This is a genomic window from Paraburkholderia sp. IW21 (genome assembly GCF_041321145.1).
GTDB lineage: Bacteria > Pseudomonadota > Gammaproteobacteria > Burkholderiales > Burkholderiaceae > Paraburkholderia.
The window spans coordinates 392,229-410,746 of the sequence record NZ_JBGGWA010000001.1; the positions used below are offsets into that span (position 1 = coordinate 392,229).

The window sequence follows — 18,518 nt, forward strand, 5'->3', positions numbered from 1 at the left end:
GGTGGCTTTTCCCGACACTCAGATAACCTGCAGGTCTTTGCCGACGATGATCTGTCCGTTGAAATGCTTGCGCGCATCGGCGGCCCACATCTCGTCGGTAATCGCGGGATCGCCGCCCGGCACGAAATGACTCAGCACCAGCGTCTTGACGCCAGCCGCCGCGGCGATCTTGCCGACCTGCTCAGTGGTGGTGTGGCTCTTCATGAGGTGATCGAGCAGGGTCGGCGCGTTGTCGACGGTCTTCATCATCTTTTCGAGCGCGGGCAGGTACATCACTTCGTGCACCAGCACGTCGGCGCCTTTCGAGAACTCGGCAAGCGCCGGGAAGTAGGTCGTGTCGCCGGAGAAGACGACGGTGCGGTCCCGAGTCTCGAAGCGGTAAGCGAAGGCCGGCTTGATCGTGTAGTGGTCGACTAGCAGCGACGTTACGCGCACGCGGTCGTCTTCCATCACGAGGCGCGGGCCGTCGAATTCATGGATGTCGATCAGTGGCCGGAACGGCGGGCGGCCTTCTTCGCGCGTTCGCACGTCGAGGTCGATCGCGTTCATGTCGACAAAGTCGTCGATCATCTTGGTCATGCGCGGCGGTCCGTACAGGTTGACGGGCGTGCGCAGGCCGGTGGCCCAGGCGAGGAACACGAGGTTGCCCAGGTCGGCGTTGTGGTCCGAATGATGGTGGGTCAGGAAGATGTCACGGATGCCCGGCAGCTTGATGCCCGCTTTGGTCAACTGCAGCGCGACGCCGTTGCCGCAATCGACCACGTAGGGCTGACCGTCGACCACCAGCACGTTCGCCGGTGCCGCGCGCAGGTCAGACGGCGTCGGGCCACCCTTGGTGCCGAGCAGGATCAGCTGTGTACCTTTTGCCGGGTGTCCAGCGGCGGTTGCGGCGCTGGCCGGTGACTGCGCGTGGGCGTCCTGCATCCACGGCAGCGCCGCAGTGGTGCCTGCGGTAACGGCAATACGCATGAAATCGCGACGGGAGCGTCCAAACGGTTGATCACTCATGAATCCGTGTCTCCTGATATTTTTGATTGGGATGTGCTCGATATTCCTGCGTAACCGGGCTCAAATGCGCTTGAATTCTAGCGACTTCAAAAATATGCAGGTGCAACGGATTGACGAATTTCAGCTCGCGAGTTCAGCTTGCACTAGCGGGTTCGTCACGCCCGCGAGGTTTCGAAGGGAGCGTCTGCCGATCAGGCCCGGCATTGAGCACCGCAAGGCTCCGCAACCGGCGCATCGACTTTTCAGGATTTATCAGGCAGAACCCGGCGACGCCCGCAACAAGAAGAATAGACGCGAGAAACAGGAAGCCATGTTCGAAGCCGATTGCGCGGCTATGCGCGGCACCCACGAAGCGCCCCATGAGCGCCGGCGCGATCAGCCCGGCGAGGGTCGCTGCTGAATTGTTGATCGCAAGCCACGCGCCCCTTTGCCGGGGCGGTGTGACTTCACCGATCATCAGTGGGCCGAACAGAAAAATCATTTGGCCCAGACCTGCCCCGACGGTGAGACATACGATCTTCATCGGCGCGCTAAAGTCCATTGTCGTGCAAAAAAACGCAAGCCCGGTTAGCGTAATCGCGCCACTTGTCATGAAACCGCGCGAGACGCGCGACGACACACCCTTGCTGAAAAGGTACTGGGAAAACCACGACATCGCGAGCGACGCGGGAATCGAAGCGCCGACGATGACGGAGAACAGCCAGCCTGCTTCGGTTGCGGAATAACCAAGGCCGAGCCGGAGGTAAGCCGGAAACCAGGTAAAACACAACGACAGAACGAGATAACCGACGAACGAAAGGACGAAGGTTCCGAACAGTGTCCGATCCGCGATGAGCGCCCGATAGGGCACGCGCGCGTTGTCCGTGAGCGGCGCGGTGGCGGCGAGTTCCGGCGGATGCTCGTCGACCGTGCCTTCGGCGCCGAACAGAAGCCAGAGGACCGTCCAGATCACGCCAACGATACCGAGCGCGAGGAATGCGCTATGCCAGTCATAGTGAATCATCAGCCAGGTCAGGCACGGCCCCGCCACAAGCATGCCGACGTTAGCGCCTTGCTGAACGATGGCGGTCGGGATATTGCGCTTGCTGTTGCCAAACCACTTATAGGTAGCGTGGATAGCCAATGCGAAGGCCGGCCCTTCGCCCGCCCCCAGCACGATGCGGCACGCAATTAGCAGCGGAAACGACACTGCGCCGACCAGCGGAAATTGCACCGCGGCCCAAACCAGCGATAGCAGCAACAGCAGCCATTTCGTTTTTATCCGGTTGGCGGCGAAGCCGAACAGAATGCCGGAAATCGAAAACAGAACAAAAAAGCTGCTGCCGACAAGGCCCAACTGCTGGGGCGACAATCCGAGGTCGTGCATCATCGGCACGGCTGCAAGACCAATCACCGCCTTGTCGGCGAAATTAATCATCATGAACAGGAACATCATGGCGACTACGACCCATGCGCGCCGTGATTTGATTGACTGAAACATGTCTCCTCCTTTCTAATAATTTCTGACGGCCGGTCTGGTCTCAACTCGCCAGTGCGTTCCGGGCAGTGTGTACGCTCTCGTCCTGGCATTCCACGCGGCGTACCGGCGGATAACGAAAACGTTGCTCGAGATGGGCCGCGCCCGGTATATAGATGCGCAGCATGATGTAAAAGAGTCCATTCGGCGCGGGTAGCCAGTTGGATCGCGTCGAGGCGTCAACCGGTGGCACGGCCGATAAATGCAATGACAAGCCCTGCTCGTCGTAGCGAAGGTGTGGCGAGCGATCGCCGATCGAATACCGGTCGATCGCGTTATCCACCAGCATGCACGTCGTTTTGTCGTACATCGTGATCGACCAGAATGCCTGCGCCTGCGGCAGACCGTCGGACGGAAACGACAGCTCGTACGTATAACGTCCGTCGAGCGGACGTCCTTCGCTGTCGCAGTCGGCGCTGACGTACATGGCTTCCTCCATGCCGAGCGCGCCGATGTAGTTCCGGCTAACGTGCGCGCGCGTCAAGTAATCGTCGCCGAACGAGGCGCGGACTTCCACCGGCAGGAACCATCCGCCGCCGAGCGCCGACGGTTGGGGCACCCCGAGTTCGTCGATCACCTGATCGAGCGCGGTGGCGAGCGCGGCGAGTGTCGATGCCGCAAGCGCGGACGCGTCGATGTCTGCGCCAATGCCGACGGCGCCGTATTGCGCGACGAGCGCCGATTCCGAGGCAGGCGGCGGGTTGCGCGCGAGCGCCGTGTTGACCACGGCGGCATAACGGCGCGGATCGCCGATCGCTGCACGCCGTGCCATGCCGACGTCGAATCGACGCTGCGCGGGTTGACCGCCGAGCGTCTTCAAAACGAAGCGATCCTGCAAGTCATGGACGGCAGGGAGATCGTCCGGTCCGTCGACCAGCACGCGACCGATCAGCCAGATGTCGCGCGTGGGGCAGGCGATAGGCGTGAGATCGCCACTGGCAGGCGGCGCCACATCGCCGTGATGCAGAAGAAAGCGCCGCGCGCCGCTGCCCTTTGTGCGCGTGCCGATGGACTCGAATGGGTTGGTGTAGAAGTCCAGCAGGCCGAGTACGTAGTAGCGGCCCGCTGTCTCGGGGACCTCCAGCACGAGCGGCTCGTCTCCCACATCCAGCCATGTGCTGATGTATAGCGTGTCGTTGTTCGGCGTCACGACTTCACGATTCCGCGGGCCGAGCAACTGGCGTCCGCGCACCAGCTGATTGACCCAGCCATGCGTCGAATACGGACTGTCGCCGGCAAACTGGCCGGCATCGTCGCGGCGCGGGCACATCGCAGCACGCATCCGCGCCATTTCGAATAGCGGCAGGGTGTAGAGCACCGCATCGCGGGCGAGCGCGGTGAGGTTTTTACCTGAGGAAGAAGAGGACATGCATGCCGCTCCGGAGATGTCGGGAGGAAGTGTGATCAAGCCTACCGGGACAGCCAAATAACGGAATTAGGGTTTCGCTATGTTAAACACTCCGGATGAACTCGCCGGTGATTGCGCGTATTGCTTGAGCACGCGTTGCGCAATCGCGGAACGATGAACTTCGGATGCGCCGTCAAAGATGCGGAACGGGCGCACCTCGCGATACAGCACGGAGAGCATGCTGTCGCCGGAAATGCCGAATGCGCCGGTCATCTGCACCGCGCGGTCGACCACCCGGCCAACGGCTTCGGACACGAAGACCTTCGCCATCGACGACTCGTGTTTGACGGAGACGCCGGCATCCATGCGGGTCGCCACGTCGAAGGTCATCGTACGGGAGGCGTACAGATCGATGTGCGAGTCGGCGATTAGCGTCTGCACATTCTGATGCTGGCCAAGCGGCTTGCCGAACGATTCGCGCCCGCTCACGTAGCGCTCGGCGATTTCGAGCGCCCGTCGAGCCGCGCCGATAAACCGCATGCAATGCGTCAGGCGCGCGGGTTCGAGCCGTAATTGAGCGTGCGCGAAGCCGTCGCCGACTTGGCCAAGCACGGCGTCGTCACCCACCGTGCAGGATTCGAAACTCAATTCGCAATGCGAGCTGATGAAGCCGTCGAGCGCATCGATGACGCGGACCGTCCGGTACCCAGGCGTGTCGGTATCGACGATAAACATCGTGGGACCCGACTCGGTCTGCGCCATCACAATGGCGAAGTCTGCGCCGAGCGCCCCGCTGATGAACCATTTGCGGCCGTCGATGACCCATTTGCCATTGCGCCGGACTGCCCGGGTTTGCAGCATCGCAGGGTCTGATCCCGCGCCCGGCGGTGGCTCGGTCATCGCGAAACATGACGTCGCCGACCCTGCTGCCAACGGCTCCAGATAACGCGTCCGTTGAGTGCCGGTGCAAAGGCGGTCGAGCATGAGGATATTGGTTTCATCCGGTGGGCCGGCCTGCAAGGCATGCGGACCGAGCACGCTGCGTCCTGATTCCTCAAGGATGACTGCGCGATCGCGGAATGACAGTCCGAGTCCACCGAGCTCGCGTGGGATCCCCGGTCCGATTACCCCCGCCTCGCGGGCCTGCTGACGTAACGCGTGGATGACCCGGTTTTGCGCTACGAAGTCGTGCGCGAGCGATGCGTCTTCGCGCGGAATCACCTCGTCGTTGATGAACGCGCGAGTGCGCTGACGGAGGGTTTCGAGAGTGACAGAAGTCGGGTTCATGCGTGCGCCTCCAGATCGAGTGCGGTAGACACCTGACTGACCACGAGTGCATCGACGGCGCACGAAAACTGGCCTTTGGGCCGCGCGATGAACGGATTGATATCGATCGACTCGATGCTGCCGGCATTGGCGGCGGCAAAGCGGGACAGCGTGGCGAGCGTTTCGGCGAGTGCGTCGACATCGACTGCGGGTTGGCCTCGTACGCCGCCCAGCACCGGCCACGCGCGAATCTCGCGAATCATTCGATGTGCTTCCGCGACATCGAAGGGGGCCTGTCTGAACGTCACGTCCTTGAGTACTTCGACGAGAATGCCACCCAGTCCGAACATGACGACCGGGCCGAACACGGGATCGCGGGTGACGCCGAGAATGCATTCGACGCCGTCCTGGATCATCGGCGCGACGAGCACGCCTTCGATATGCGCGTGCGGCACGGCGCGCGAGGCGCTCTCCGTGATGCGTGCGAAGGCGACCCGGACCGCCTGAGAATCGGCAAGCCGCAGCGCGACCCCGCCCACATCCGATTTGTGCGCGATGTCGGCGGACAGCACCTTCAGCACCACCGGAAATCCGAGCGCTGCGGCCTCGCTTGCCGCTTCGTCAGCGGTTCTCGCTACCCGGCTCGATACGACCGGGATGCCGGCGTCGGCCAGCAGGCGGAGGGCGTCGGCTTCGTCGAAACGCCGGCGGTCGATGGCGACAGGGTCAGGTAGCGCGATCGGCGCCGCCTGCCGCTCGAAGTGCCGGCGAAACGCGTGCAGCGCGGCGATCGCCCGCACGGCGGCAGCGGGTTCCTCGAACGTCAGACAGCGGTGCGACTCGAGAAAATCGCGATTCTGCTCGTCGAAGAGGGAGACGACCGCCACGGTCAGTGCCGGATGAGCGGCGCGCACGCGGGCCCACAACTCGGTGACGAGCGGTCTGTGTTGCGGTGAAATGCCGGTGACGGCCTGGAACGACACCATCGCGCCGTAATGGCCGTGCTCCAGCATCGTGTCGACGGCGTCGCCTAGCAGCGCCGGCTCGTTGAGCACCTGGCCGGTGATATCGACCGGATTGACGGCGGACGCGAACGGCACGCGCTTGAGAATAGCCTGGCGTCCTGCTTCCGCCAGAGGGGGAACGGAGAGTCCAAGCCGATCGGCTTCATCGACCATCAATACCCCGGCGCCTCCGGAAATCGACACGATGCCGAGCGCGTCGGACTCGGGTAACGGCGCGACCGAACACGCATAGCCGATGTCGAATAACTCGTGAACGTCTTGCGCGCGATAGACGCCGTATTGACGCAGCACGGCGTCGTAGATTTCGTCGCGGCCGGCCAGCGACGCGGTGTGCGATGCCGCGGCGGCGGCGCCCTGCGTGGTGCGGCCGACCTTGCACATCACGACGGGTTTGCGCTGGGCGCGCGCCAGTTCGAGTGCGGCGCACAGTTTCTGGCCGTCGCGCGCGCCTTCGAGGTAGCACAGGATCACGGACGTCGCGGGGTCGAGCGCCTGCCACGCGAGCGCGTCGGCGAGTTCGATGTCCGCTTCATTGCCGGTCGATACGAAATGGCTGATGCCGAGGCCGCGACGCTGCGCAAGCATCAAAGCGAAGATCCCGAACGCGCCGCTCTGACTGATCAGCCCGATGTTGCCGCGCAGCGGCGCGGCGATTTTCAGAGCAGGGCTGAACGTCGCGTATACGTTTTGATGATTGTTGACGAAGCCGAGGCAGTTCGGTCCGAGTAGCCGAATCGCGCTGTCCTTGACGAGCGCGCGCAGATTGTTCTGCGCACGCACACCGTCTGCGCCGGTCTCCGCGAAGCCGGAGGAAAACATCACAATCGAACCGACACCGGCCGCCGCCGCATCCTCTACAGTGGACATGACGCCCGAGGCAGGCACCGCGCAGATGGCCATGTCGATCGGCGCACCGATGTCGCGCAGGGTCGGATAAGCCTGCAGGCCCTGGATGCGTTCCTGGTTCGGGTTGACCGGATAAATCGCGCCGGGGTACTGCCGGTTCAGCAGGTATTCGACCGGCAGGCCGCCTATCTTGGCCGGATTCGACGAGGCGCCGACAACGGCGATCGATTTGGGATTGAAGAGCGAGCCAAGCGCTGCGTGCTCGCAAGATGACAAAGACATTAATACCACTCCGGGTTGAACAGTACGGGTGGCGCAAGCCTAACAATCTGCCAGGAGGCCGATACCAGGGTTTCGCTATGTTAAACACGCATGGAAGCGGGAGAGCGTTTGTGCTCCAATTGCCATCAGCGTGCTTCGTGCACTTTTTCCTGTACGAAACGATGGTTCCGAATCCAGCCCGTAATCCCCAATTCGCCACGACCCTGGCTCATGGCCTTGAGTTGTTGAACTGCTTCAACGTCGGCGAGGCGATTCTCAGCAACAAAGACTTCGCCGATCGCACGGGTCTGTCGAAAGCGACCGTGTCGCGGCTGACGTATACGCTCGCCATGCTCGGCTTTCTGCGCTACGACAACACCGTGCGTCAATATCGCCTGGGCTCGGCGGTCATATCGGTCGGTTATCCGTTTCTGCAGGGTTTGCAGATCCGGGAACTGGCGTGGCCGCTCATGAAGAAGCTTGCCGACGTGGCTCGCGGCGCGGTGTCGCTGGGCATTCGTGACCGTTCGCACATGGTGTACGTCGCGACTTCGGGAGGGTATGAATCGTTGGCGTTTCGTCCGGATACGGGTGCTTCGCTGCCCATCCTCGCTTCCGCGATGGGCCGGGCCTGGTTAGGCCGTGCTGAGCCTGCGCAACGCAATGCGGTGCTCGAACAGGTTCGCGTCCGCGATCCCGCCCAATGGGACGCGTATCACGCGGGTGTGGAGGCGGCCCTGCGCACGTTCGCTGAGCGGGGCTTTGCGCTGAGCGAGGGCGATATGGAGCGCGACATCCATGCGGTCGCCGTACCGATCCGTGAGCCGATCAATTCTGAAATTTTCGTTTTCAATTGCGGCGTGCCGCGGTTGCAACTGAACGACAGGACACTCGTCGACGACATTGCTCCGCGTCTTGTGGCCATGGTGGATACGCTCGCGCGACAGTTGTCGGCGCAGCGCGAGAAAGCGGCCGCCAGCAAAGCATGAGCGCCACGCATCCCGCTCCAGAACAGATATCCATGTACGCATTTCCCGACGACGATGATCGCCAATTCGCCTTCACGCTGGCGCGCGGGCTGGAAATCCTGCGCTGTTTTCTTCCTGGCGAAGTTGCGCTCGGCAACAAGGATTTCGTGGAGCGTACCGGTTTGTCCAAGGCTACCGTGTCCCGGCTTGCCTACACGCTGAGCGAACTCGGCTATCTGCGCCATGACGAAGCGGCACGCAACTATCGGCTCGGCGGAGGCGTGCTGTCGATGGGCTATCCGCTGCTCGCCAGCATGCGCATTCGCCAGATCGCGCGACCGTTCATGCGCGAGCTCGCGCGCCAGGTGCGCGGGTCGGTATCGCTTGGCATGCGGGATCAGTCGAATATGGTTTACATCGAAAGCTGTCCGCGAGATCAGCGCATTCATGCGCTGCCCGATGTCGGTGCGGTGCGTCCGATTCTGCGCACGGCGATGGGGCGCGCGTGGCTCGCGGCTGTGACACCGCAGGAACGTGAGGTGGCGTTGAACCGGATACGAATCGCCGTGCCGGACCAGTGGCAACGTTATGAGGCGCAGGTGGGGCAGGCGCTTCACGACTACCATCAAGGGGGCGTGTGCTTCTCATATGGCGATCTGCATAAAAACGGTTATGCGGTCGCCACGCCGTTGTGTACGCAGGTCGACGCCGAGATGCTGGTTTTCAATTGCGCGGTGGCGGCACAGTCGGCGCAGGGCCGCCGGTTGATCGACGATATCGCGCCTCGACTCGTGGCGATGGTCTCGAACGTCGAGATTGCGGCGGGCTTGAAGTAAGGCATGTCACGCCTTGGCCGTACAACGTCCCGCTGCGATTCACGTTAGTTCGCGCAGGTATGGCATCGCCGCCATCGCGCCGTGCCGGGTCACGCTGAGCGAGGCCGCGCGTTGTGCAAATTCGATTGCCGCCACCAGGGGCATGCCTGCGACCAACGCTGCGGAAAGCGCGCCGATGAACGCATCGCCGGCACCAGAGGTGTCGACGGCATGCGCGATCTGAGCAGGGTGGTGGGTCTGGGCCCGGCTATCGCTGTGCAGCACGCCCTGTGCACCCAATGTCACCAGCACCGACCGCGCGCCCATTCCGTGCAACGCGTCGAGCACTCGCGCCGCATCGAACGGACCGTGCGTCGGCAGGCCTGCGAGCACCATGGCCTCGCTCTCGTTCGGCACCAGTAAATCGACGAGCCCAAGCAGCGCCGCATCAAGCGGCGCAGCCGGCGCGGGATTCAGCAAGACCGGCACCCCCGCGCCATGAGCCAGTTGCGCAGCGTAGAGCGTGGCGGCAGTCGGTGTCTCTAGCTGGCAGACAAGCAACGCAGCTGAGCAGATATCGGCCGCGGCTGCGTCGACAAGGTCAGCATCGACAAGCGCGTTTGCACCTTCGGACAAAGCGATGCAGTTTTGCCCGCTCGATGCGTCGACGAGGATCATGGCGGTACCCGTCGCCACGTCCCGAGCCTCGCGCAGATGACGCGTGTCGATGCCTTCCGCGTCCAGATTGTCCCGCGCCGCGCGGCCGAATTCGTCGGCTCCGATGCTGCCGATGAAGCGCACCGATGCACCAAGGCGCGCAGCCGCCACGGCCTGATTGGCGCCCTTGCCGCCCGGCATGCAGCGGAAGTCGCTGCCGTGCACGGTCTGCCCCGCGGCCGGCAGCGCGGCACAGCGCAACACCAGATCCGTGTTGACGCTACCGAGCACCACAATATGCTTCCTTTCCAACTTCGCTCTCCCGATAGACGTCGTCAATTATAAGCGCCGCAGGTCACACGATTGCCGGCAGCGATGTCAGGCATTCGCGCTGTCTTCGAGCGCATGAAGTTTGGCCACGCGACGCCGGAAGTCCTCGTCCGTTGCGAATTGCGCGCCGAGGAACGCATCGATCAGGTCTTTCGCCAGCCACGCGCCGACGATCTGCGCGCCGAGACACATGACATTCACGTCATCGTGTTCGACCGACTGATGGGCCGAGTGCACGTCGTGACAAACGGCGGCGCGAATGCCCTTGATCTTGTTGGACGCGATGGATGCGCCCACGCCCGTGCCGCAAACGAGAATGCCGCGTTCAACTCGGCCCGCCACGATCTCGCTGGCCACGAGCTGCGCGATATCGGGAAAATCGACTGGCGTGTGGTCGAAGCATCCGACGTCGCTCACGTCGTGCCCAAGCGCCGTGAGGTGCTCGACCACGGTGGCTTTCAGTGACCAGCCCGCGTGGTCCGATCCGATGACAAGACGCATGTAAAGCTCCTTTCTGATGAAAATGATTGAGCCGGCGCGGCTACCCGCCCGCCGGCAGCCGCGCGTTACTGAAGCATGTGTGCCGGCAGATCGACGCCGTGATACTTCTTGTATATGGCGTTGAGCTTGCCGTTCTTGAGATTGACGCTGATCCAGTCATTGAGCTTGGCAAGCAGGCGCGGCTCGCCCTTTTTTACGCCGACCGCAAGATCGAACACATGCAATACGATCTTCGACTCAAACGGGCGTGCCGGGTTTTGCTTGGTGATCTGCTTGACGATCGTGAGCGATGTGGCAACGATATCGGACTGGCCGCTCACCGCTGCGGTCACGTCGGTGGCATCGTCGTCGTAGCGCGCCAACTGAAATCCTTTGTCTTTCGCGATGGCCGTCAGCTCGACGTCCTGCGTGGTGCCACGCGTAACGCTCACGGTTTTGCCTTTCAGATCGTCGAGGTTACGAATCGGCATGTCCTTGCGTGCCGCGATGACCGACTGCAGCACGGCATAGGGCTTCGAAAAGTCCACCACTTTGGCGCGCTCAGGCGTCACCGAGAGCGTGGAGATGGCGATATCGGCCTTACCGGTCTGCAGATTGGGGATACGGGTTGCTCCCGTGGTCTGCACGAATTCGAGTTTCAAGCCCCAGTCTTTGGCGAGCAACTGCGCGGTTTCGACGTCGGAGCCAATGGGCTTGAGATTCGCGTCCATCATGCCCGAGGGCGGAATGGCGAGGTCGGTGGCGATCCGGATCGTCTTTGCTTTCATCATGTCATCGAGCACATCGGCGCGTGCCGCGCCCGTGCTCAATCCCGCTACGCAAATCGCTGCAGCGGCAATACCTAGTAGTTTTATTTTTTTCATTGCGAGGTTGTCTCCTATTGGATGTTTAAAGCGCGTTGCATCAGGCTGGGTGGCCTTGCAGGCCGCACCTAATGTGTGGGAATACAGGCATGCTTTAAAGGCTATAAATCGGATTTCAGGAATTGCTGAAGCTCGACTGTCGCGGGCGCGCGCAGCATCGCCGGCGCGCCGCGTTCCCAGACCCGGCCCTGGTGCATGAACAGCACGTCGTCGGCAACATTTCGCGCGAACCCCATTTCGTGCGTGACCATGATCATCGTCATTCCGCCGGCCGCGAGGTCTTCGATTACGCGCAGTACCTCACCGGTTAATTCAGGGTCCAGCGCCGAGGTGACTTCGTCGAACAACATGACCTTCGGTTCCATGGCAAGTGAGCGGGCGATCGCCGCACGCTGCTGCTGGCCGCCCGATAGTTGCTCGGGATAGTGGCTGGCTTTGTCGGTGAGTCCAACGCGCGCCAGCGCCTGCTGGGCGAGCGCGCGAGCACGTTCCTTGGCGACCGATTTCACCGAGCGTGGCGCAAGCATGATGTTTTCCTCGATCGTCAGATGCGGAAAGAGGTTGTAGTGCTGGAACACAATGCCGACGTCGAGTCGCAGCGCCTTCAGCCGTATGGATGGATCGTCCACACGATGACCGCACACCGTGATCGTGCCGCGATCGATGCGTTCCAACCGGTTGATGCATCGCAGGGCGGTACTCTTGCCTGATCCGCTGCGTCCGATGATGACTGTCACCGTGCCGCGCATGACGTTGAAGCTCACACCGTTGAGGACTTTCACCGCGGCGAAACTCTTATGCACGTCTTCCAGGGTGACGATCGGGCTTGCGGAATCAGCGAGGGATGCGGAACTGCCGGTATCTGCGAGTTCCAGGCGAACGGTCGGGCCGGACAGATCGGTCATGCTAGTTTGCCTCCAGCTTGATGGTTCGCGCGAACCCGGTACGCCGCTCAAGCAACCGGCTCAGCCGCGAGATGGGATAACACAGCGCGAAATAAATGACTGCGATGATCAGATAGACGAGGAATGGCTGGAATATCGAGTTATTGATGATTTGCCCGGACCGCGCGAGTTCGACGAAACCGACCACCGAGGCGAGCGAAGTATTCTTGATGATCTGAACCGTGAAACCGACGGTCGGCGGGGTGGCGATGCGAAGCGCTTGCGGCAGGATCACCTTGAACATGCGCTGCGTGCGGGTCAAGGCGAGACACTCGGCGGCTTCCCATTGCGGCTTCGGCACCGACTCGATTGCGCCGCACCAGATTTCTCCCAGATAGGCGCTGACGTTGAGCGTCAACGAGGCGGCAGCGGCGGTCAGTGGCGAGATGGTGATGCCGATCGTCGGCAAACCGAAATAAGTGACGAACATGATCACCAGCAGTGGCGTGCCCTGAATCAGCTGCACATAGGCTTTCGTCGCAAGCCGCACAGTGCGGCTAGGCGACACCCGGCACAGTGCAACAAGAAACCCGAGCAGGCCGCCGCCGAACAACGCCAACAGCGACAAGGCAATTGTCCAAAGCGCGCCGTGCAACAGAAATTCCAGGTGGTTACCGTTCAGATGGCCGAGCATGGTGTGGTCCAGTGGTGGCGTCGGTTAAAGCGGCGTGCCAAGCTTGCGGCGACGCGGAAACAACCAGGCGCCGAGTCCCCAGAAGGCGATTCGCATGAGCAGGGACAGGAGCACATAACCCACCGCGATGACGAGGTACGTTTCGAGCGGACGATAGGTGTCCGACTGGACATAGTTCGCCACCGCAGTCAGCTCCTCCGTCGATATCTGGGAGCACACTGAGGAGGCCAGCATCAGCAGCACGAACTGGCTCGTCAGTGCCGGATAAACGCGCTCCATTCCCGGCAGCAAAATGACATGCCAGTAGACTTGCAGCCGCGAGAGTCCGAGACATTCGGCTGCCTCGATCTGCCCGCGCTGAATCGAATCGAAACCTGCGCGCATGATCTCAGTGGCGTAGGCGCCCACATTGATGACGAGGGCGAGGATGGCCACGTTGACCGCGGAAAGCCGCAGACCGATGCTCGACAACCCGAAATAAACCAGGAATATCTGCACCAGCAAAGGGGTGTTGCGGATCAGTTCGACGTAGGCACCGCACGCTCGCGAGAGCCACTCGTATTCGCTGCGACGCCCGATCGCGCATAGTGTGCCAATGACAAAGCCCGAGAGGGTCGCCGCGACTGCGAGGCGCAGTGTTAGCAGCGCTCCGCTCAGGAAGTCGGGCCAGTGCGTGAGTACGGTGGAAAAATCCAGAGTCGTCATCGTGGGGTGTCGGCGAAGCGTTGCAAGGGGCAGCCGTTCAGCCGTGCAGCTGGCTGGTCATGCGGTCGTAGACGCGAAACAGCGCATGATTGCCGTTGCCGCCTTCGCCATGGGCGCGCGCGTCCACATACTGGCTCGTCACCAGCGCGGAGGCGGGCAACGGCACGTCGAGCACATGCGCCTGGTCCTGAACCAGCCGCAGATCCTTGAGCATCAGATCAATGCGAAACCCGGCTCGCACGTCGCCGTCGATCATCGACGTCCCCAGTTTGTCCAGCATCCATGACGCGGCGGAGCCACCCATCAGGACCTCACGCAACTGGTGAAGATCGACCCCGGAGGCGCGGCCGAGCGCGAGGGCTTCGCAGATCGCCTGAATGTTGATTCCGCAAATCAGTTGATTGCACAGCTTGACGGTTTGTCCGGCACCGCTTGTACCCACGTGCGTAATCGTGGTGCCCATCGCGTTGAAGAACGGCAATGCCGCTTCGAAGGCATGCGCGTCGCCGCCGACCATGATCGACAGCGCGGCATTTTTCGCGCCGATCGGGCCACCCGATACCGGCGCATCGAGAAACGCGATCCCGGCTGCTTCGCCCTGCGCATGCATACGGCGCACGGCGGCCGGGGCGATCGTGCTCATGTCGATCAGCAGACGGCCGGCCGGCGGATTCGCCAGCAGGCCTTGCTCGCCAAGCATCACTGCCTCGACGTCCGGCGTGTTGGGTAGCATGGTAATGACGACATCGGCACCGAGCGCCGCATCGGCGACACTGCCGGCGCCATAGGCGCCCGAGCCTGCCAACTCATCGACCGCGGCGCGGCGCACGTCGTATGCGCGTACGGTGATGCCCGCTTTAATCAGATTGAGGGCCATTTCACGGCCCATGGTTCCCAGACCGATGAAACCTGCTGTACGTACCGCGCCATTCTGTGTCATGTGATCTCTCTCGCAGTTTGGGGATGCATTCAGTTCATGCACTCGTGCCTGAAGCCGGCCATTCCGTGGCAGCCTTGTGCCGATACTCGTCACCAATCCGGAAATGTTCTCGCAACAGGCGATCGGCTTCCTGTTCGTCGCGGCTCACCAGAGCCTCGAAAATATGACGATGGTCGGCGACGAGGTGTGACTTGATCTTTGGATGACGGCGGACGATCTCCCGTCGATCACGGTGTGAGCGCATCAGCAGGGTGGAGATGGTTGCGTGCAGGTTGATCAGCGTCTTGGAGCCGCCCGCATTGACCAGTGCAGCGTGAAACTCGAAGTCCGCACGACTGCCGCCCTCGAGCTGGTCGACCGTTGCCTCGATTTGATCGAGCGCCGCGCGCAGTCTCTCGAAATCGGCGAGCGTGGCGCGTCGGCACGCGAGACGAATGGACTGGCACTCGATAGCAATGCGCGCCTCCATCACATCGTCCACCACGCCTTTTTCCTGAGCGAGCGCGAAGGCGAGGAAATCGCCGAGCACCGACACATCGGGACGACGCACGATGGTGCCCACACGTTCGCGGATCTCGACGACGCCCATCATGGAGAGCGCCCTGAGTGCTTCGCGCACGACCGGCCGGCTGACACCGAGCTGCAACGCCAGATCGCGCTCAGGAATCAGCTTGTCGCCGGGCTGGATCGCGCCTTCAAGGAGATGCTCACGAAGAAACGAAAAGACTTTCGAAAAGCCTTTGCTGTTGTCTTCATCTGGACGCGTTATCTGCATGGTTTCGAATATAGGTTATACCGTGGTCAGACCAGAGATTAGGCCAAAGCTCGACGACGCCATATGAGGAGTTACCCGGGGCATTGCGAGGGAGGGCGTCGAGGGAATCAGATCAGCGTGCAGTGTCCGCACTTTTCATCGGGATACCGCCGGCTGCGGATCGGCGTCGCTCGCGGCCTTGGGCTAGCGGGTCGCGTTAGCGATGATGAGAACGGCAACGACGGCGCCGCCAGTCGAAGAACCGCCCGAACTCGCTGCTGACTTTACGCGCGACGAAAGCGTCATCGAGAGCGCAAGTGCGTGTAAATTCGGATTGAGTGGCTTACGACCCGCCACCGCGTCTTCGAATCGGTCGTCATCGGAGTCAGTCGTACAGGAGCCGGTATGAACACGAAGCACAGCAAAAAAGAACATCTTGAAGCGGCGGCGTCACATCACGAGCAGGCCGCGCGATATCACCACGGGGCATCGCGGCATTTCGAGGCGGGTAAAGACTATGCCCACGCCGCACACCAGGCGATGATGGCCCACGGCCACACGTTGCACGCGATCGATCAGGCACACGACGCTGGCGCACACAGCGCCAGTACGCCGCCGATTACGCCTGCATCGACCGGCTCGGGTGCAAACAGCGCAAACGCGGCAAAACAGCACGCAACAGCAGCGGAGCTTCACGAACAGGCGGCGGTGCATATGCGCCACGCCGTCAAGCTGTTCGATCAGGACCGAAGCGCTGCCGCCCACGACGCGCAGCTAGCGCTCGCCCTTGCACAGCGCGCTTTGTCTCATGGCAACGAAGCAGCCAGAATATTTGCCAAGCTCGCTCCCGTCGAAGCTTCGTAATCTTTACCTTCACGGCACCGGCACTGTGCAGCACGAGATTGTGCTGCGGATCCACGGCCGCGGGCTGGCCGTAAAGATCCGCGCACGGTGCGCACGGCTGAATCCAGCGTTTCGCCCGGGACTATGCCTTCCGCTCCAGCCAGTCTGCCGCGATGGACTTCGCATGCGCAACGGCCTCGTGCGCATCAAGGAATACACCGAGCTGTTCCCAATTTTCTTCGACCGCGTAAGTACCCTTCATACCGAGTGCTCTTTGTACGCGCAATTGCGCCGCGTACCTGCCGTCCTCCAATGGCCGAGCAGTGGCAATCACTTTGTGCGGGAGATCAGATCGTTCCGGCTGGATCAACTCAACAGGACCGCCCGGCACGCCGATATCGTTCAACGCGTTCCTCGCGTTGCAGTCCGGGCAGTAGAAGCACCACCCCTCGTTCTCGCGAATGGATCTGACCTGCCCACGGGCCAGCACGGCACGACATTCAACGTTTTCGCAGATGAACGGCATAGCAGTCTCCGGAGTTGTTTGCGAGAAATCCTAGCATGACCACCGACGGCCATCCATCGGCATTGTTGCCGTGCCTGTTCGGCGCGTCTTTGGCATGTCTATCCACTCCCCAGGAAATTCTCAGGCGCGGGTCGGCGCGATTGCGGTACGCGGCCGCAGCGTCGCCATGATCAGGTACATGCCGCCGCTGATCACCACGCCGAAGAACCACCCATAGGTATTCCACCAGACCGGCAGCAGGTTGGTGAAGTTAGGCAGGAAGGTCGAAAACACGCTGCCCACCGCCGCGGAGACCAGCGCGTTGACGTTCCAGCCGCCTTCGTAGCGGTACTCACCGTGCTCCTGGTAGAGCGCCGCGACGTTGATGTTGCCCTTGGCCACCAGGTAGTAGTCCACCAGAATGATCCCCAGCAGCGGGCCCATCGTGGCGCCGATGGCGTTGACGAAGTGCGCGGCGTTGCCTTCCCACGGCGCGAACGGGTAAAGCACCAGCGCGATGGCCGCGGCGATGTAGCCGCCCTTCTTGAAACTGATCCGCTTGGGGAACGTGTTGGAGATGTCGAACGCCGCCGAGACGAAATTGGCCACCACGTTAATGCCCAGCGTGGCGACTGCGAAGGTCAGCGCCGCGATGAGTGCGAGTACCCAGCTGTCGAACTTGGCCGAGATCTGTTCGGGGTGGAGCAGCACTTCGCCGTACACCTTGAAGGCGGCGATGGTGGTGACGCCGGCGACCAGCGAGAAGGCGATCAGGTTGACCGGCAGGCCCCACAGATTTCCTTTCTTCACTGCGTCGCGGTTTTTCGCGTAGCGCGAGAAGTCGCAAAAGTTGAGGTAGAGCGCCGCGAAGTAGGTGATCCAGGTCGCGCCCACCGCCATCAGCGCCCAGAACGAGCCTGGCTCGCCGCTGACGCCGGCGTCCTTGGTCTTCTCGAGCAGCACGGTCATCGGAATGCCATGGGTGAACGAGAAGCCGCCGGCCTTGACGCACAGGCCGATCGCCAGGATCAGCATGGCGACCCATACCGCCGGACCGGCCCAGTCCTGGAATTTGCGCACCGTCTCCATACCCTTCTGGATGATGAGCAACTGCAGCGCCCAGATGATCACGTAGCAGATCACCTCCAGCCCTGAGTGGCCGAGCCACTGCGTGCTCTTGTGGAAAGCCATCAGGCTGTCGCTGCGGATCAGCAGCGCGACCATCGCGCCCGAAGCGGCTGCCGTCTGCGCGCCATACCAGAAGCAGGCCACCACCGCGCGCACCAGGGCTGCCAGGTTGGCGCCCCACACGCCAAAAGAGGCGCGCGCCAACACCGGGTAAGGCACCCCGGTCTTCTCGCCCGCGAAGCCGATCAGGTTCATGAGCGCGAAGATCACCAGCGAGCCGAGCCCGATCGCCAGCACGAAGTTGATAAAGCTACCGCACAGCAGGAACAGGCTGGCGGCGAGATAGTAGCCCCAGAGACTGTGCACGTCCGAGGTCCAGACGTTGAAGATGCTGAAGGTACCCCAATTGCGCTGCCTGGCGGGCGCGAGATCTTCGTTGTAGAGGCCGGGGGAAGGATTGTGGATTTCCATCTGTCATCTCCTTTGAGCTCATGGAACTAAGGAAACACCGCCGGACACTCCTGAGTGGAGATGCCCCCGCGTTTAAGCCAGCTGGCATCTAAGAACTGTATGTGCTTTGTCGCATCGTTTCGAATGGGTTAACCCTGATCGAGAAGCGTGCTAGCGTGAGTCAACCGCCATTCCCGCGCGCGATGGGCGC

The 18,518-nt window shown here is 62.1% G+C and carries 18 protein-coding genes; 3 read left to right on the forward strand and 15 right to left on the reverse strand.

Annotated features, from left to right (window positions below; translation table 11 throughout):
• Nucleotides 1-18: 18 nt before the first annotated feature.
• From ACAX43_RS01795 to ACAX43_RS01815, 5 genes are all read right to left on the reverse strand, one after another.
• Nucleotides 19-969, reverse strand: a complete 951-nt coding sequence (locus tag ACAX43_RS01795; protein ID WP_370707077.1) for an MBL fold metallo-hydrolase — start codon at nt 967-969, stop codon at nt 19-21.
• 172 nt (nt 970-1,141) lie between these two features.
• Nucleotides 1,142-2,488 (reverse strand): MFS transporter, encoded by a 1,347-nt coding sequence (locus ACAX43_RS01800; protein ID WP_370706700.1) that lies wholly within the window; start codon nt 2,486-2,488, stop codon nt 1,142-1,144.
• 40 nt (nt 2,489-2,528) lie between these two features.
• Nucleotides 2,529-3,893, reverse strand: a complete 1,365-nt coding sequence (locus tag ACAX43_RS01805; RefSeq protein WP_370706701.1) for a DUF1254 domain-containing protein — start codon at nt 3,891-3,893, stop codon at nt 2,529-2,531.
• Between the two features lie 66 nt (nt 3,894-3,959).
• Nucleotides 3,960-5,159, reverse strand: coding sequence for an acyl-CoA dehydrogenase family protein (locus ACAX43_RS01810; RefSeq protein WP_370706702.1), 1,200 nt, complete (start codon nt 5,157-5,159; stop codon nt 3,960-3,962).
• Nucleotides 5,156-7,291 (reverse strand): acetate--CoA ligase family protein, encoded by a 2,136-nt coding sequence (locus ACAX43_RS01815; RefSeq protein WP_370706703.1) that lies wholly within the window; start codon nt 7,289-7,291, stop codon nt 5,156-5,158. The genes ACAX43_RS01810 and ACAX43_RS01815 overlap by 4 nt, the downstream gene beginning before the upstream one ends.
• Before the next feature lie 110 nt (nt 7,292-7,401).
• On the opposite strand from ACAX43_RS01815, the gene ACAX43_RS01820 reads away from it, so the two are divergent.
• A complete protein-coding gene (locus ACAX43_RS01820) occupies nt 7,402-8,259 on the forward strand; it encodes an IclR family transcriptional regulator (protein ID WP_370706704.1) in 858 nt (285 codons plus the stop codon).
• Nucleotides 8,256-9,074 carry an IclR family transcriptional regulator gene (locus ACAX43_RS01825; protein WP_370706705.1) on the forward strand — a complete coding sequence of 273 codons (819 nt, stop codon included), beginning with the start codon at nt 8,256-8,258 and terminating at the stop codon, nt 9,072-9,074. Before ACAX43_RS01820 ends, ACAX43_RS01825 begins: the two co-directional genes overlap by 4 nt.
• Nucleotides 9,075-9,113: 39 nt before the next feature.
• Here the strand turns inward: ACAX43_RS01825 and rbsK are convergent, their stop codons facing one another.
• The 8 genes from rbsK to ACAX43_RS01865 form a co-directional block, all read right to left on the reverse strand.
• Nucleotides 9,114-10,022 (reverse strand): ribokinase, encoded by a 909-nt coding sequence (rbsK, locus tag ACAX43_RS01830; protein WP_370706706.1) that lies wholly within the window; start codon nt 10,020-10,022, stop codon nt 9,114-9,116.
• 66 nt (nt 10,023-10,088) lie between these two features.
• The gene (rpiB, locus tag ACAX43_RS01835) at nt 10,089-10,541 is read right to left on the reverse strand and encodes a ribose 5-phosphate isomerase B (RefSeq protein ID WP_370706707.1); all 453 of its coding nucleotides are present in this window, start codon (nt 10,539-10,541) and stop codon (nt 10,089-10,091) included.
• A gap of 65 nt (nt 10,542-10,606) precedes the next feature.
• Nucleotides 10,607-11,404 (reverse strand): transporter substrate-binding domain-containing protein, encoded by a 798-nt coding sequence (locus ACAX43_RS01840; protein WP_370706708.1) that lies wholly within the window; start codon nt 11,402-11,404, stop codon nt 10,607-10,609.
• A gap of 101 nt (nt 11,405-11,505) precedes the next feature.
• A complete protein-coding gene (locus ACAX43_RS01845; RefSeq protein WP_370706709.1) occupies nt 11,506-12,309 on the reverse strand; it encodes an amino acid ABC transporter ATP-binding protein in 804 nt (267 codons plus the stop codon).
• A gap of 1 nt (nt 12,310) precedes the next feature.
• Complete coding sequence (locus ACAX43_RS01850; protein WP_370706710.1) at nt 12,311-12,982, reverse strand: amino acid ABC transporter permease; 672 nt, start codon at nt 12,980-12,982, stop codon at nt 12,311-12,313.
• A 24-nt stretch (nt 12,983-13,006) separates the two neighbouring features.
• Nucleotides 13,007-13,687 (reverse strand): amino acid ABC transporter permease, encoded by a 681-nt coding sequence (locus ACAX43_RS01855; protein WP_370706711.1) that lies wholly within the window; start codon nt 13,685-13,687, stop codon nt 13,007-13,009.
• 37 nt (nt 13,688-13,724) lie between these two features.
• Complete coding sequence (locus ACAX43_RS01860; protein ID WP_370706712.1) at nt 13,725-14,627, reverse strand: NAD(P)-dependent oxidoreductase; 903 nt, start codon at nt 14,625-14,627, stop codon at nt 13,725-13,727.
• A gap of 34 nt (nt 14,628-14,661) precedes the next feature.
• On the reverse strand, nt 14,662-15,402 hold the full coding sequence (locus ACAX43_RS01865) for a FadR/GntR family transcriptional regulator (RefSeq protein WP_370706713.1): 741 nt from the start codon (nt 15,400-15,402) through the stop codon (nt 14,662-14,664).
• 384 nt (nt 15,403-15,786) lie between these two features.
• Between ACAX43_RS01865 and ACAX43_RS01870 the strand changes: the two genes are divergently transcribed.
• Complete coding sequence (locus ACAX43_RS01870) at nt 15,787-16,245, forward strand: hypothetical protein (RefSeq protein ID WP_370706714.1); 459 nt, start codon at nt 15,787-15,789, stop codon at nt 16,243-16,245.
• Between the two features lie 121 nt (nt 16,246-16,366).
• Here ACAX43_RS01870 and ACAX43_RS01875 read toward each other — a convergent pair whose 3' ends face one another.
• Nucleotides 16,367-16,750 (reverse strand): hypothetical protein, encoded by a 384-nt coding sequence (locus ACAX43_RS01875; protein WP_370706715.1) that lies wholly within the window; start codon nt 16,748-16,750, stop codon nt 16,367-16,369.
• 120 nt (nt 16,751-16,870) lie between these two features.
• Nucleotides 16,871-18,328 carry an NCS1 family nucleobase:cation symporter-1 gene (locus ACAX43_RS01880; protein ID WP_370706716.1) on the reverse strand — a complete coding sequence of 486 codons (1,458 nt, stop codon included), beginning with the start codon at nt 18,326-18,328 and terminating at the stop codon, nt 16,871-16,873.
• Nucleotides 18,329-18,518: the final 190 nt, after the last annotated feature.